Origin of the sequence: Corallococcus sicarius (assembly GCF_003611735.1) — a bacterium.
In the GTDB taxonomy this organism is placed as follows: Bacteria; Myxococcota; Myxococcia; order Myxococcales; family Myxococcaceae; genus Corallococcus; species Corallococcus sicarius.
In genome coordinates, this window is record NZ_RAWG01000101.1 from 13,990 (window position 1) to 29,119 (window position 15,130).

A 15,130-nucleotide genomic window follows, 5' to 3' on the forward strand; every position below is an offset into this window, starting at 1 on the left:
TCGCCCCTGCCATGTCCGAGAACACCCAGCTCCTCGAAGCCGTCCGGAAAGAAGCCAAGCCGGGACTCTGGTCCCGGGGCGTCAGCCTCGCGCGCGATGGGGCCGTGGCGCTCCAGTCGCGCACGGCCTCTGAAATCGAGCTGCGCGTGAAGGTGACGGGCCGGGCGGTGGCCTTCACCGTCGTCCTCTACCCAGGGGACGAGGCGTGGGAGTGCGACTGCCCCAGCCCCGTGGACCCCTGCGAGCACGTGGTCGCGGGAGCCATCTCCCTGGACAAGGCGGAGAAGCAGGACGCTCCGCTGGAGGCGGTGGCGGAGCGCTGGTCGCGCGTGGTGTACCGCTTCACCCGCGTGGAGGGCGGCCTGCAACTGCACCGCGTCCTCGCGCACGCGGACGGCACCGAGGAGCCCCTGGAGGACCTGGTGGGGCGCATCGCGAAGCCCGTCGGCGGTGTCACCTTGCAGGTGGAGCAGGTGGACCTGGTGATGGACCGCCTGCTGGAGCGGCGCACCCGGGGACCGCTGCTGGCGGAGAAGCTGGACGCGCTGCTGCGGGCGCTGGAGCCCGCGCGCAACGTGCTGCTGGACGGGCGTCCGGTGGCGGTGTCCAGCGAGGTGCTGACCCCGCGCGCGAAGGTGGAGGACCGGGGCCAGCAGTGGGTCCTCACCATCTCCGCCGACCCGCGCGTCACGGAGGTGGTGAGCCCCGGCGTCGCGCTGACGTCCGAGTCCCTGGTGCGCCTGGGCGAGACGTCGATGACGGGCGCGTGGCTCCAGCACCTGCCGCTCGTGCGCACCTATTCGCCGGAGCAGCTGGGGGAGCTGTCCGCCAAGGTGCTGCCGGAGCTGGCGCGGCGCATGCCGGTGGACGTGCGGAGCCGGAGGCTGCCGCCGTTGGATCGCGACCTGAAGCCGCGCGTGCTGCTGGAGTTGAACCAGCTCACGCAGGGTCTGTCGGTGCTGCCCACGCTGGTGTACGGCGCGCCGCCGACGGTGCGCATCGACAACGGGCGCATGGTGTACCTGCGCGGCGCGGTGCCGCTGCGCGACGAGGCCGCGGAGCAGCGGCTCATCCACCAACTGCGCGAGGAGCTGAACCTGGTGCCCGGCCGCCGGCTCACGGTGGACGGGCCGGAGATGATGCGCTTCGCGGACAAGCTGCGGAAGTTCCGCGGCGACCTGGGCGGCGACGCGGCGGGCATCGTCAGCCCGGACATGCGCCTCAGGCCGTCCCTGCGCGTGGAGGGCGGCGCGTCCGGGACGGGCGTGCCGGAGGTGCGCTTCACGCTGGAGTTCGATGTGGAGGGCGGCAAGGGCGGCGCGCGCACGGTGGACGCGGCGGCCGTGGTGCGGGCGTGGACCGAGGGGCTGGGGTTGGTGCCGCTGGACGGCGGCGGGTGGGCGCCGCTGCCGCGTGCGTGGCTGGACAAGAACGGGCAGCGCGTCGCGGACCTGCTGGCCGCGCGCCAGTCGGACGGCCGCGTGGCGAACCACGCGCTGCCGGAGCTGACCGCGCTGTGTGAGTCGTTGGATCAGCCGCCGCCGCCGGGGTTGGACAAGCTGGCGCCCATGGTGGAGGGCTTCGAGAAGTTGCCGCCCCCCGTGCTGCCCGCGGAGCTGAACGCCACGCTGCGCGCGTACCAGCAGCAGGGCGTGAGCTGGCTGTCGTTCCTCAAGGGCGCGGGGCTGGGCGGCATCCTCGCGGACGACATGGGCCTGGGAAAGACGCTCCAGACCATCTGCATCCTGGGGCCTCGTTCGCTGGTGGTGTGCCCCACGAGCGTGCTGCCCAACTGGGTGGCGGAGTTGCAGCGCTTCCGGCCGTCCCTGAAGGTCTGCGTCTACCACGGCCCCGGCCGCAAGCTGGACCCCGCGGCGGACATCACGCTCACGACGTACGCGCTCCTGCGCCTGGACGCGGCGACGCTGGGCGCGCCCACGTGGGAGGCGGTGGTGCTGGACGAGGCCCAGGCCATCAAGAACCCGGAGAGCCAGGTGTCGCGCGCGGCGTTCGGGCTCAAGGCGAACCTGCGGCTCGCGCTCAGCGGCACGCCGCTGGAGAACCGGCTGGACGAGCTGTGGAGCCTGATGCACTTCACCAACCCGGGCCTGCTGGGCGGGCGCCGTCAGTTCGAGGAGAAGACGGCGCAGCCCATCGCGGACGGCAAGCCCGGCGCGGCGGAGGGGCTGCGCCGGCGCATCCGGCCGTTCATCCTGCGGCGCCTGAAGCGGGACGTGGCGCCGGAGCTGCCGCCGCGCACGGACTCCGTGATGCACGTGCAGCTGGATGAGCGCGAGCGCTCCGTCTACGACGCGGTGATGGCAGCCACGCGCGCGGAGGTGGTGGCCCTGCTCAACGAGGGCGGCAGCGTGCTCAAGGCGCTGGAGGCCCTGCTGCGGCTGCGGCAGGCGGCCTGCCACTCGGCGCTGGTGCCCGGCCAGCACGCGAAGACGTCGTCCAAGGTGCAGACGCTGGTGGAGGCGCTGGAGACGGCGGTGGCGGAGGGCCACAAGGCGCTGGTGTTCTCGCAGTGGACGTCGCTGTTGGACCTCATCGAGCCGGGGCTCAAGGGCGCGGGCATCGGCTTCGAGCGGCTGGACGGCACGACGACGAACCGGGGCGACGTGACGTCGCGCTTCCAGGGGCCGGACGGCGCGCCGGTGCTGCTCATGTCGCTGAAGGCCGGCGGCACGGGCTTGAACCTCACGGCGGCGGACCACGTGTTCCTGATGGATCCGTGGTGGAACCCGGCCGTGGAGGCGCAGGCGGCGGACCGCGCGCACCGCATCGGACAGGAGCGGCCGGTGATGGTCTACCGGCTGGTGTCCCAGGGCACGGTGGAGGAGAAGATTTTGGGCCTTCAGGAGAAGAAGCGCGCCCTGTTCGAGGCCGCGCTCAGCGAGGCCTCCGGCGCCGCCGCCATCACCCGCGAGGACCTGCTCCAGCTCTTCGCGTGAGGTGGGCCGCCGTCACTTCTCGAACTTCACCGCGAGGGTGCCAGCGTCCGGTTCGGTGAAGCGCAGGACGTCCTCGCCCTCCTGGGTGAGGGCGTCGCGCGCGGGCTTCTTGAGCGGCCCGAAGGGCTTGCACACGAGCGTCGCGCTGGCCTTCTTGCGCTCGGTGGACCACATGCCCGCGACGCGGCCGTCCACCAGGAACACCGGCTGCACGCGCAGGTTGCCGGTGTACATGGCCTTGCGCTGTTCGTCGGTGACGACGCGGGTGCGGTCGGCGTGGGCGAGGATGAGGTTGTCGTAGTCCGGCAGGAAGCGCACCGGGGCGGGCGTGTCCTCCGGGGGACGCGGGGCCTTGGGCACATCAAAGAGGACGCGCTTCTTCTCGTCGCGGAACTCCACCAGCTGCTCGCGCACCTTCTCGAAGGCGGCCTTCAGCGGCTTGAGGCCGGACCACGTCTGCATGTCCGCCACCGTGGCGGGCCCGAAGGCGGCCAGGTAGCGCAGCACCAGCGGCGACGCGTCCTCGTCGGTGTCCAGCGGCTTGCCCAGCCAGGACTCGGCCAGCGTGAAGCCCGCGTTGCCCGGCCAGCCCCAGTCCAGCCCCTCCTCGGGCACCTGGATGAGGGGCAGCAGCATGCGCGCGGCGAAGCCCATGGCCCGCTCGTCGCCGTCCACGTGGTGCTGGAGCAGGTACTCGCGCACCTCCTCGAAGGTGCGGGGCGCTTCGTCGAGGAAGGGCTTCGCGGTGGCGAGCAGCGCGGGCACGTCCAGCGCCGTGGCGCGCTCGCGCAGCACGCTGTGCATCGCGGCGGTGAGCATGGGCCGGTACAGGTCGCGGTAGCGCAGGTAGTCCTTCGCGGACATCAGGTGGATGGTGCCGCGCATCATCGTGCCGCGCACCACGTCCTTCTTGAGCGCGAGCTTCGTGAGCTGCTCGCGCTGGAAGCCCTGGAGGCGCGACCAGAGGGCCAGGTACGGAGGCCGCGCGAGCTGGGCCTGGAGGCCGACGAGGTGCTCCACCGCGCGCGTCGCCGGCAGCTTCTCGCGCGTGAGCAGCAATTGCCGCGCGAGCGTGGCGCGGTTGAGGGCCTGGGAGGACAGCACTTCGGTGGGCATGCGCCCGAGCATAGCCAGGGCGCTTCAGCGCGTGAGGGCCGGAATCACCTTCGCGCCGAACGCTTCAATGAAGGCGTCCTGCTCGCGGTTGACGTTGTGCAGGTACAGCCGCTCGAAGCCCAGGCGCAGGTCCTCGCCCAGCCAGTCCACGTGCTGCTGGAGGCTGCTGGAGACGCGCAAGGGGCCGTCCAGGTCATGCGGCTGCACGACGCTGGCGGCCTGCTGGAACTGCGCGGGCGTGCGCAGGTCGGTGAGGACGGCGTTGGAGAAGATGTTGGACGCCCACTGGTCGTGCGCCCCCTTGCGGGCCCGGTCCTCGTCCGCGTCGTAGGAGAGCTGCACCTTGAGGTACATCGGCTTGCCGTCGCCGCCGCCCCGGCGGAAGGCCTCCACCACCGGGCGCAGCTCGGCCGGGGGGCGCGCGGTGGTGAGCAGGCCGTCCGCCCAGCTGCCCACCCACTCCGCCGTCTTCGGTGTGACGGCCGCGCCCAGCAGCATGGGGGCTTCGCGGGGGCGCGTGTACAGCTTCGCCTCCTCCACGGTGATGAGCCCCCGGTGGGTGACCGTCTCTCCGCGGAAGAGGGCGCGCATCACGTCCACGCACTCCTTGAGGCGCGCGTTGCGCAGATCCTTGGCGGGCCAGCCCGTGCCGGTGATGGCCTCGTTGAGGTACTGGCCGCTGCCGAGCGCCGTCCAGGCCCGCGCGGGGAACATCTCGTTCAGCGTGGCGAGCGCCTGCGCGACGATGGCCGGGTGGTAGCGCTGGCCGGGCGCGTTCACCACGCCGAAGGACAGGCCGGTGGTGGCGAGCGCCGCGCCCATGAAGGACCACGCGAAGCCGCTCTGGCCCTGCGAGTCCGTCCATGGGTGGAAGTGGTCGGAGTTGAGCGCGGCCTGGAAGCCCGCGGCCTCCGCCTTGCGGGACAGGCGCAGCAGCTCACTGGGCAGGAATTGTTCGTGCGAGGCGTGGAAGCCGATGAGTGCCATGTGATCTTCAAACCTGGGGCCGGAGGGGCGGGGCCGGGAGGCGCGTCGTGTGGCGAGTGTTCGCTGATGAAATCCACGCGGCCCCCGGGTGTGGGGTTCCGCACGGGCCTCCTGTTCGGGGGGCTGCCGGGAGGGAGCGGGTGCTTAAAGGGACGGGATGATCGAAGACCTCTGGTACAAGAACGCGGTCGTCTACTGCCTCGACGTCGAGACGTTCATGGACGGCAACGGCGACGGCGTGGGGGACTTCGTGGGGCTCCGGCGCAAGCTGGACTACCTGGCGGGCCTCGGCGTCACCTGCGTGTGGCTGATGCCCTTCCAACCCACGCCCAACCGCGACAACGGCTACGACATCCGCGACTACTACGGCGTGGATCCTCGGCTGGGGGACCTGGGCGACTTCGTGGCCTTCACCCACGAGGCGAAGCTGCACGGCATCCGCGTCATCATCGACCTGGTGGTGAACCACACGTCGGATCAACACCCGTGGTTCCAGTCCGCGCGCAAGGGCCCGGACAGCCCGTTCCACGACTACTACGTCTGGGCGAAGAAGAAGCCCAAGGATGCCCACAAGGGCATGGTCTTCCCGGGCGTGCAGCCCTCCACGTGGACGTACGTGAAGGAGGCGGGCGGCTGGTACTTCCACCGCTTCTTCGACTTCCAGCCCGACCTCAACGTCGCGAACCCGGAGGTGCGCGAGCAGATCCTCAAGGTGATGGGCTACTGGCTGGAGTTGGGCGTGTCCGGCTTCCGCGTGGACGCGGTGCCCTTCCTCGTGGAGCTGAAGGGCTTGAAGAACCACGGCGTGGAGGACCCGTATGGCTTCTTGAAGGAGATGCGCGAGTTCCTCTCGTGGCGCAAGGGGGACGCCATCCTGCTCGCGGAGGCGAACGTCACCATGGACGAGGTGATGGAGTTCTTCGGTGACAACGACCGGATGCAGCTCGTGTTCAACTTCCTCGCCAACCAGAACTTCTACCTGTCGCTGACGCGGGGGGATGCGACGCCGCTCATCCAGGCGCTGAAGGCGTCGCCGGACCTGCCGCACACCGCGCAGTGGGCGAACTTCCTGCGCAACCACGACGAGCTGGACCTGGGCCGGCTGTCGGACAAGGACCGGGCGGAGGTGTTCCAGGCGCTGGGGCCGGACAAGGGCATGCAGCTGTATGACCGGGGTCTGCGGCGCCGCTTCGCTTCGATGCTGGACGGGGACCGCCGCCGCATCGAGCTGGCGTACAGCCTGATGTTCACGCTGCCGGGGACGCCGGTGCTCTGGTACGGCGACGAGCTGGGCATGGGGGAGAACCTGGCGCTGAAGGAGCGGCAGGCGGTGCGCACGCCCATGCAGTGGAGCCCGGAGCGGCACGGCGGCTTCACACTGGCGCAGACGCCGGTGAAGCCGCTGGTGGAGGAGGGGGCGTTCGGCTTCGCCCAGGTGAACGTGGCCCAGCAGCGGTGCGACCCGACCTCGCAGCTCAACTGGACCGAGCGCATCATCCGCGCGCGCAAGGAGTGCCCGGAGCTGGGCTGGGGCGCGTGGCGCATCCTGCGTACGGGGAACAAGGGCGTGATGGCCCTGCGCTACGACTGGAAGGGCAACGCGATGGTGGTGTTGCATAACCTGTCGGCGCGCCCGTGCACCGTGAAGCTGGACCCGGGCGGCGACGAGGCGTGCCCCCTGTACAACGTGCTGACGGAGGACCACTCGGAGCCGGTGGACGGCCAGCGCCACACCCTGACGCTGGAGGGGTATGGCTACCGGTGGTTCCGCGTGGGGCATCAGAACCCCGCGCGCAAGCACAAGGTGGAGCCGCGTCCCTGAGGGAGGACGCAACCGCACGGAGCGATTGCGTCCTCCCTGTTTCAACAGAGGCTACGGACGGCTGGCCTTGCGGGCCTGCTCGTTCTGGTAGTCCACGCGCCACGCGGCGGGCAGCGCGGCGAACACGTCCGCCGGGACGGCCTTGTGCTTCTGGCGCTCCAGGTCGGTCTGCATCCGCGCATCACCCACGACGAAGCCGTTGGCGATGAGCGTGTGCTCCTGGGCGCCCACGTTCAGCAGCTCCGTGTCGGTGCCCAGGGTCAGGTTGTAGACCTGCCCCGCGTAGGGCACGCGCTCCACCGAGGCCAGCGTCGCCTTGCCGCTCTTCGTGACGAGCACGTCGCCCACCGCCAGCGCTTCGGCCGCGACGACGCCGCGGTTGGCGCTGACCATCGGGTGCTTCTGGGTGACGAGCACGTCCTGGCCCTTGTCCGCCTTCAGACGCACCAGCGGCTGGGACTCGGTGCCCTTCGTCACGGTGGTCACCGTGAGCGCGCGTCCGCCCACGTGCGTGAGGACCCGGTCACCGACCTTCACGGACTCCACCGTCACGGACCGGCCATCCTCGCGCAGCACGCGCGTGCCCGCCGCGAGGCAGCTGTTCTTGAAGTCCAGCACCGCGAGCCGGTTGAAGCCCAGGCGCTTGACGGGGCTGAAGCCCCCGCCAATCCTGGGGCAGGTGGCGTTCACGACGGTGAAGGTCTGCATCGCCACGTCCTGCTGGTTGGCCAGGCAGTCCGTGCCCAGGTCCATCAGGCCGTTGAACGGGATGCTCGACGCGTTGGTGAACGCGCCCAGCGGCAGGCTGCCCGAAAGCACCGTCTGGCCCGGGACCGCCGGGATGTTGAGCACCCTGCAGCGTCCGCCCGCGCTCAAGAGGACGACGTTCACCTCGCTCGTCACCGACGTCACCGTGCAGGTCGACGGCAGGCCCGTCGTGTAGGTGCCGCGCGCGGGGATGTACAGCTTGGCGCTGCTGAACGTGCCCGGCGTGGCCCAGTAGGCCGCCGTGTCGGGCTTCCACCGGGCCGCCGTGAGGGAGGCCGCGGAGTCCACCGCCGCCACGCCGGTGTAGCCACCCGCGAAGGCGGTGACGGCGCCCGTCGTGGGATTCTTGTTCGCCAGGGCGTAGTCGCAGTCCAGCGCGCCCGTCGCCGAGCCGCGCTCCAGGCAGGTGCGGATGGCGTTGCCCGCGAGGTTGCTGCCGATGAGCTCGCGCGGGTGCTCGAACTGGAGGCCCGGGGGCAGCAGCAGCACCGTGGTGTCCGCGGTGGAGTAGTACGTCTCCATCCGGCCGCTGGCCTCGTCATACGCCATGGCCACCGAGTCGTAGAACAGGACCCGGTCCGGCCCGGCGTCCAGCACCACGTCCAGCGGATCCGTCTCCAGCGTCTTCGCCAGGTAGGCCTCCGTGGCGGTGGTGGCCAGCAGCTGGAACTCCTGCCGCTCCGGCGTCGTGGAGTAGGCGTTGAAGTCCACGTACGAGTAGTCCGACCCGCCCGCGCAGGTGATGAAGCCCGAGCCCTCGAAGGTCGTCTTGCTGGTGCCGTGCGCGACCTCCTCCAGGGGCAGCAGGTGGCCGCACCACTCGGCGGGGGTCGTCTGGGCCGCCGTCACGGTGCCGCTGGCGCGCTCGGCGAGCACGCGCTCGCGCCGCTGCGACAGGCTGGAGAACAGCCGCGGGGAGTTGGCCGGGGTGTTGCCCGCCGCCTCCAGCCGCTTCATCAGGAAGGCGTACTGGTCCGTGTCCCCCAGGTCGAGCGGCATCTGCGTGCCGGCGTGGTCCTGGCGCCACTGGCTGTACAGCTTCGCCATCTTCAAGGAGTCGGTGGCCCGCTCCTGTTGCACGGCGGCCGGGGGCGCCTCGCGCGTCGGTTCGGCGGTGCAGCCGGACAACAGCGGCGTCGTGAGCGCCATCGCCGACAGCGCAAGGGACTTCCAGCGGGGAGAAGCAGGGAGCATCGGATAACTCCTGAACCCATTTCTCCGCTCACCATGAGTCGGTATGGGTTCACTCGGAGTGTACATGCGAAAGGCGTGAAGGGTTTGTGAAATGGAGGTTTCCAGGGCCGCCGAGGTGCTTCGTCCCGGCGCGGATCCGGGCTACAGACCCGGGGGAGGAGACCCGTGATGCCCTCCCTGCTGACGCGGCGCCCGGAGACGAAGTCGTTCAGCATCGAGGACCTGCTCGACCGCGTGCGGCGCGGCGAGGTGCGCATCCCCGACTTCCAGCGCCCGCTGCGGTGGACCGCCGCCGACGTGCGCGACCTGCTGGACAGCGTGTACCGGGGCTACCCCATCGGGACGCTGCTGTTCTGGCGGCGCGAGGCTCCGGCCGCGAGCGTGAGCTTCGGGCCCGTGCGCATCGACGCGCCGTCCACCAGCCAGGGGCTGTGGGCGGTGGACGGGCAGCAGCGGGTGACGGCGCTCGCGGGCGTGCTCCTGCACCCGGCCTATGGCGACGAGCCGGGGCGCGACGACTTCCACCTGTACTTCGACCTGGAGACGGAGGAGCTGCAGCCGCCGTCCGGGGACGACGCGCCCCCGCCGCACTGGCTGCCGATGAACGAGGTGCTGGACAGCGAGTCGCTGCTCAACTGGCTCAACCGCTACCCCGGCCGGGAAGCGCACCCGGAGCACATTCGCGCCGCCATCCGCCTGGGCAAGGCCATCCGCGAGTACCAGGTGCCCGCCTACGTCGTGGACACCACCGATGAGAAGGTGCTGCGCATCATCTTCAAGCGCCTCAACACCGCGGGCCGGCCCCTCACCGACGAGGAGGTCTTCAACGCGCTGTACGTGGGCTCGCGCTCGCTCAGCCTGGAGTCGGTGACGCAGGGGCTGCGGGAGCTGGGCTTTGGCGCCGTGCCGGAGTCGCTCTTGCTGCGCGCGGTGCTGGCGGTGCGCGGCCTGGACTTCACGCGCGGCTACCAGCAGCAGCTGCGCCAGGACGACGACTTCACGGAGACCGTCCAACGCACGGAGCGCGCGCTGCGCGACGCCATCGTCTTCCTCAAGCGCGATGCGTTCATCCCGCACCTCAAGCTGCTGCCCGCGCCGGAGAACTCGCTGGTGCTGCTGACGCGCTTCTTCCAGCTGCACCCGGAGCCGTCCCCGCGCTCCCGGGAGCTGTTGGCGCGCTGGGTGTGGCGGCACGTCGTCTTTGGTGGCTGGGTGCTGGAGCCTGGCGAGGCCCTGGAGGTCTTCGCCGCCATCCGCTCCGACGAGGAGCGGTCCATCCAGGCCCTGCTGGCCCAGGTCCCGCCGCCGCCCATCCGGTGGTGGTTGGAGCCCGGCATGCCCGTCATCCCCAACACGGAAGGGGTGGTCCCCCCCATGGTGGTGCGCGCCGTGCTGCTGTCCCTCCAGCCCCGCAACCTCTTCACCGGGGCGGTGCTGGATGCCGGGGCGCTGCTGGAGACGGAAGGGGATGGGTTCGTGCCCATGCTCTCCATGTCGGAGCTCTTCGAGTTGAAGCCGTCCGTCTACCCGGGCGTGCGGTCGTTGCAGATGGTGGGCGACCTGGCCTTCAACTACCTCTTCCATCCCCCGCTGCAGGAGTCGCAGGAGGACCGGCCCCTGCCTGGAGAGGAGATCCTCCGCAGCCACGCCCTCTCCCTGGCGGCGTTGATGGCGCTGGTCCAGCCGGGCCGTCAGCGGAGCTTCATCCTCGAGCGGCAGAAGGTGCTGGAACCCGTGCTGCGCCAGTTCATCGAAGCCCGGACGCGCTGGGACGACTCGGACCGCCCCTCCCTCCAGTCGATGATCATCGACGACGGAGAAGACTGACATGGACCCCACGCCTCCCGCGTCCACCACCGGCATCCTCGACGTCCTGGTGGGCGACGTGCACGTCGGCACGCTCACGCTGCTCGCGGACGAGCGCATCGAGTTCAGCCTCTCCGAGGACTACCGCCAGCGCTATCCGCGCCCCGTGCTGGGCCAGTTCTTCGAGGACGACCTGTCGCGCCGGCACACCAGCCGCATGCGGCTGCCCCCGTTCTTCTCCAACCTCCTGCCCGAAGGCCCGCTGCGCGACCTCATCTCCGAGCGCGAGCAGATCGCCCGGCAGCGCGAGTTCTTCTTCATCGCCCACCTGGGCGAGGACCTCTCCGGCGCCGTCATCGTCCGGCCCGCGGGCGAGCTGCCTGCTCGCCACGCGCCGCTCGTGGACGCGCCCACCGAAGCCACGCTGTCGGAGGGCGAACCGCTGCGCTTCTCGCTCGCGGGCGTGCAGCTCAAGTTCTCCATGCTGCGCCGCGACCGGGGCATGACGCTGCCCATGGGGGGCAAGGGCGGGGACTGGATCGTCAAGCTGCCGGACAACCGCTACGACCGCGTGCCGGAGAACGAGCTGTCCGTGATGACGTGGGCCCGCGCCACCGGCATCGACGTGCCGGAGATGCAGCTGCTCAAGGTCTCCGACCTGCACGGCCTGCCCGAAGGCATCACCCTGCGCGAGGACCTGGCGTACGCCATCCGCCGCTTTGATCGGCCTTCGCCCGGGCAGCGCGTGCACATGGAGGACCTGGCGCAGGTGCTGGGGCTGTACTCGGATGAGAAGTACAAGAAGTACAACTACGAGACCATCGCCAACGTGCTCCTGAAGGTCGCGGGCCTGGACGCGCTCCAGGAGTTCCTGCGGCGGCTGGTGTTCATCATCGCGTGCGGCAACGGCGACGCGCACCACAAGAACTGGTCGCTCTTCTACCCGGACGGCACCCGCCCCACGCTGTCGCCCGCGTACGACTTCGTCTCCACCATCCAGTACATGCCGCAGGACCAGCTGGCGCTGAACCTGGCGAAGTCCAAGCGCTTCGACGAGGTGTCGCTCCAGAGCTTCGAGCGGCTGGCGCGCAAGCTGGGGCTGTCCGACGAGGACGTGTTGCCGGTGGTGAAGGGCGCCGTCGAGTCCGCGCTCGACACCTGGTCCACGCTGCGCGCGGACCTGCCCATGCCGGAGCTGTTCAAACAGCGCATCGAGGAGCATTGGAAGAAGGTGCCGCTGCTCCAGGGCGGCGTGAAGCGCAGCGCGGGCGAGCTGCGCCAGACGGCCAACGCCTTCTTCACCCTCTACAACGAGCTGCCCCGCCTGGGCCCCGGCAGCGATGACTGCACCCGCGAGGCGCTGCGCCGGCTGGCCCCGCTGCCGCCCTCGCCGCGTGTGCTCGACCTGGGCTCCGGCACCGGCCGGCAGACGCTCGTGCTCGCGCGGACGCTGGGCACCCGCGTCACCGCCGTGGACCTGCACCGGCCGTACCTGGACCGGCTGGAGCGCGAGGCGCGCGAGCAGGGCCTGTCGGACGCCATCGTGACGCGCCAGGAGGACATGGGAGCGCTGGCGCTGCCCCCGGCGTCGGTGGACCTGCTGTGGTCCGAGGGCGCCATCTACGTGATGGGCTTCGAAGCGGGCCTGCGCCGTTGGAGGCCGCTGCTCGCGCCCGGCGGGCAGGTGGCCGTCACCGAGTGCTCGTGGCTCACGGACGTGCGGCCTCCGGAGGCGGTCCGCTTCTGGTCGGGTGCGTACCCGTCCATGGCGTCCGTGGAAGCCAACCGCGCTGCCGCGGAGGCCGCGGGCTACCGCGTGCTGGACACCTTCACGCTGCCCGCGTCCGCGTGGTGGGACGACTACTACACGCCGCTGCTCCAGCGCATCGAACGGCTGCGACCGACGGCGGACGCCGCGCTGCGCGAGGTCATCGCGGCGGCGGAACAGGAGGTGGGCCTGTACCGCCGCCACGGCGACAGCTACGGCTACGTGTTCTACCTGCTGCGCGAAGCGTGAGGCGCGCGGCAGGGGCCTGTGACTACTTGCCGTTCGGGGCGTCGGGGCCCACGTTGATGTCGAAGCCCACGCCGCCCACTTCGACGACCTGGCCCTTGGACTCCTCGGTCTCCGAGAGCTGGACGAGCTGCAGCTCGAACTTCTCCGCCGCGGTGCCCGCCTGGGCCTTCAGGTTGAGGGTGAAGTGGGCCTCCTTGCCGGCGCCGAGCGTCAGGCCGATGAGCCGCGCGCCGCCCGGGTTGGTGATGCGCAGCAGGCCGTCGCCCACCACCTCGAAGCCCTCGCCCTTGCGGGACCAGGTCTGCCACAGCTCCGCGGGCACCTTCAGCAGCACCTCACCCCGGCTGATGAAGGACGCCTGGCCGGGGACGCGCACCAGGAGGTCCAGCAGCGTCGCGCGCTGGGCCAGGACGTTGAGCACGCGGAAGTCGAACGTCGCCGCGGGCCGCAGCGGCGACAGGTTCACCACGTTCACGTTGCGCCACGCGAGGTTGTTGTTGCGCTCCGTGTTGAGCAGGGTGTTGGAGTTGAGGAGCTCCGGGAACGTCATCGGATCGAACGCCGGCGAGTCCCAGCGGGCCAGCAGGCAGTAGTGGCCCGGGGCCGGGACGCTGTTCCACGGCACCATGATCTCCGTGACGCCCGGGGGGATGCTGACCGTGATGCTGTTGATGGTCGCCCAGCTGGAGGGCCAGAGCGCCGCGCCACCGGAGCCCGTGTAGTAGACGCGCAGCGTGCCCGTGGTCGGCTGGGGCGTGGGGGCGGAGGGCGTGCCCACGTTGTTGAGCTTCACGTAGACGTAGTTCGTCTGGCCGAACTCGGGGTTCTGGTTGCCCACGCAGCCGGGCGTCGTGCAGACGCGGATGTCCGGGCTCATCCAGATGGGGGTGCCGCCATAGGCGCCCGGCTCCACGCCCACGTCGGCCGGGATGTCCTTGATGAAGACGTCCCTGCGGCAGGGGGTGATGACCAGCGTGGCCGAGTCCACCGCGCTGTCGTCCTGCACGATGATGTCCAGGAAGCCCTGGGCGTTGAGCGTAGGGATGAGGTTGGTGACGCCCGTGCCCGGCAGCGCGGCCAGGTTGAGCACGACGGTGCCCGTGTTCGGGAAGGGAATGCCCAGGTTGACGAGCGACTCGCCCCAGCCCGTGGCGACGAAGGTGCCGCCCGGGCCGACGAACCACAACCCCATGCTGTCATTGGCGCCGCCGTTGCGGACCGTCATCCGCAGGGCGGCGCCACAGATGCGCCCGTTCTGCGTGAGGTTGGGGAACGTGGTGGCGAAGTAGCGGTCGGCGCCGGTCTGGTCGTACGGGCGGATGCCCGGGATGGGGTAGTTGGCGGCAACCCACGTCTGCAGGCCGGTGCTGGGCGACACGGGCTCCGTGGGCAGCACGAAGCCGTCCCCGACGCCCTGCGGGTACGTCTGCGCGAAGGCCGCGCCGCTCCAGGCGAGCGACAACACGGTGCCCAGCTTCAGGGCGGATCCCAGGCGGGACCGGTGGATTCGGTGGGTCATGCTCTTCCTCTGTCGTGGGGACTGCGGTGGACGCGGTCGCTTCAGCCGGATGCGTGACGAGGAGAGCAGGACCGTGCGGGATTTCAGGGTAGCAACGTTCATGCCTGTGATTGCCAAGGACTGACGCGGCCCCTGGCATGACAGGAATTGAGACCTGAACGGCTACAAGGGGGCGGGGATTGTGGCGCGCGAGGTTACGAACGGGGAGGATGCGCGCCGTCCATGCCTTCCCCCGCTCCCCGCGACGCCCCCGCCGGGGACTCGCCCACCGATGCCTCGCTGACGCTGCTGCGCATCCCCGGTGCGACGCAGCAGGACGCGGACACGTTCTGGCTCACGCGCGTGTACCAGGGCGACCGCATGCCCCAGTTGACGCTGCGCGCGGTGGCGCTGGGCGCGGGGCTGGGCGTGCTCACCTGCGCCACCAACCTCTACGCGGGCCTGAAGACGGGCGTCGCGTTCGGCGTGGCCATCACCGCCGCGCTGCTCGCGTCCGCGACGCACGGGGCCCTGCGCCGCGCCGTGCCCCGCGCCGCGGGCGCTCCCCTGTCGCTGTTGGAGTTGGGGTGCGCGCAGACGGTGGCGTCGTCGGCGGGGTACGCGACGGGCGGCGCGCTCGTGTCCGTGCAGGGTGCGTGGCTGCTCACCACGGGGCACCACCTGCCCGGGTGGACGTTGCTGGCGTGGACGTTCCTGTTGTCCGCGCTGGGCGTCCTGTTCGCCGTGCCGCTCAAGCGGCAGTTGGTGGACCGGGAGCAGCTCCCGTTCGCCTCCGGCACCGCCGCGGCGGCCACCGCTCGCGCGCTGCACGCGGGGGGGATGGATGCCCGGCCGCGCCTGCGCATGCTGGGGCTGGGGGGGCTGGTCTCCGGGGTGCTGACGCTCGCGCGCGATGGCTTCGGGCGGCTGCCCTATGCGTGGGCGTTCCCGGGGACGCTCGGTGG

9 protein-coding genes are annotated in these 15,130 nt (G+C 70.8%); 5 read left to right on the forward strand and 4 right to left on the reverse strand.

From position 1 onward, the window contains the following. Positions 1-11: 11 nt before the first annotated feature. Entirely contained in the window at positions 12-2,957 is a 2,946-nt protein-coding gene (locus tag D7X12_RS17560) for a DEAD/DEAH box helicase (protein ID WP_120626422.1), read from the forward strand. Between the two features lie 12 nt (positions 2,958-2,969). Here the strand turns inward: D7X12_RS17560 and D7X12_RS17565 are convergent, their stop codons facing one another. Continuing rightward, the gene (locus tag D7X12_RS17565) at positions 2,970-4,073 is read right to left on the reverse strand and encodes a winged helix DNA-binding domain-containing protein (RefSeq protein WP_120626428.1); all 1,104 of its coding nucleotides are present in this window, start codon (positions 4,071-4,073) and stop codon (positions 2,970-2,972) included. Positions 4,074-4,097: 24 nt separating this feature from the next. Then, positions 4,098-5,060, reverse strand: coding sequence for a TIGR03885 family FMN-dependent LLM class oxidoreductase (locus tag D7X12_RS17570; RefSeq protein ID WP_120626423.1), 963 nt, complete (start codon positions 5,058-5,060; stop codon positions 4,098-4,100). Positions 5,061-5,217: 157 nt separating this feature from the next. On the opposite strand from D7X12_RS17570, the gene D7X12_RS17575 reads away from it, so the two are divergent. Further along, on the forward strand, positions 5,218-6,882 hold the full coding sequence (locus D7X12_RS17575) for an alpha-amylase family protein (RefSeq protein WP_120626424.1): 1,665 nt from the start codon (positions 5,218-5,220) through the stop codon (positions 6,880-6,882). A 51-nt stretch (positions 6,883-6,933) separates the two neighbouring features. Here the strand turns inward: D7X12_RS17575 and D7X12_RS17580 are convergent, their stop codons facing one another. After that, a complete protein-coding gene (locus D7X12_RS17580; RefSeq protein WP_147443705.1) occupies positions 6,934-8,844 on the reverse strand; it encodes a Hint domain-containing protein in 1,911 nt (636 codons plus the stop codon). A 168-nt stretch (positions 8,845-9,012) separates the two neighbouring features. On the opposite strand from D7X12_RS17580, the gene D7X12_RS17585 reads away from it, so the two are divergent. Both D7X12_RS17585 and D7X12_RS44335 read left to right on the forward strand, forming a co-directional pair. Next, positions 9,013-10,671 (forward strand): DUF262 domain-containing protein, encoded by a 1,659-nt coding sequence (locus D7X12_RS17585; protein ID WP_120626426.1) that lies wholly within the window; start codon positions 9,013-9,015, stop codon positions 10,669-10,671. Position 10,672: 1 nt separating this feature from the next. Then, positions 10,673-12,667, forward strand: a complete 1,995-nt coding sequence (locus D7X12_RS44335; protein ID WP_244224611.1) for a HipA domain-containing protein — start codon at positions 10,673-10,675, stop codon at positions 12,665-12,667. Positions 12,668-12,689: 22 nt separating this feature from the next. Here D7X12_RS44335 and D7X12_RS17595 read toward each other — a convergent pair whose 3' ends face one another. Continuing rightward, on the reverse strand, positions 12,690-14,186 hold the full coding sequence (locus tag D7X12_RS17595) for a hypothetical protein (protein ID WP_120626427.1): 1,497 nt from the start codon (positions 14,184-14,186) through the stop codon (positions 12,690-12,692). Between the two features lie 222 nt (positions 14,187-14,408). Between D7X12_RS17595 and D7X12_RS17600 the strand changes: the two genes are divergently transcribed. Continuing rightward, the coding region (locus D7X12_RS17600) for an OPT/YSL family transporter (protein ID WP_208719111.1) at positions 14,409-15,130 on the forward strand (722 nt) is incomplete at its 3' end.

Bases quoted from the DNA above. Each gene is read 5' to 3' on its own strand.
- D7X12_RS17560 (WP_120626422.1), top strand. From the start codon at position 12: ATGTCCGAGAACACCCAGCTCCTCGAAGCCGTCCGGAAAGAAGCCAAG.
- D7X12_RS17565 (WP_120626428.1), bottom strand. From the start codon at position 4,073: ATGCCCACCGAAGTGCTGTCCTCCCAGGCCCTCAACCGCGCCACGCTC.
- D7X12_RS17585 (WP_120626426.1), top strand. From the start codon at position 9,013: ATGCCCTCCCTGCTGACGCGGCGCCCGGAGACGAAGTCGTTCAGCATC.
- D7X12_RS17580 (WP_147443705.1), bottom strand. From the start codon at position 8,844: ATGCTCCCTGCTTCTCCCCGCTGGAAGTCCCTTGCGCTGTCGGCGATG.
- D7X12_RS44335 (WP_244224611.1), top strand. From the start codon at position 10,673: ATGGACCCCACGCCTCCCGCGTCCACCACCGGCATCCTCGACGTCCTG.
- D7X12_RS17575 (WP_120626424.1), top strand. From the start codon at position 5,218: ATGATCGAAGACCTCTGGTACAAGAACGCGGTCGTCTACTGCCTCGAC.
- D7X12_RS17595 (WP_120626427.1), bottom strand. From the start codon at position 14,186: ATGACCCACCGAATCCACCGGTCCCGCCTGGGATCCGCCCTGAAGCTG.
- D7X12_RS17570 (WP_120626423.1), bottom strand. From the start codon at position 5,060: ATGGCACTCATCGGCTTCCACGCCTCGCACGAACAATTCCTGCCCAGT.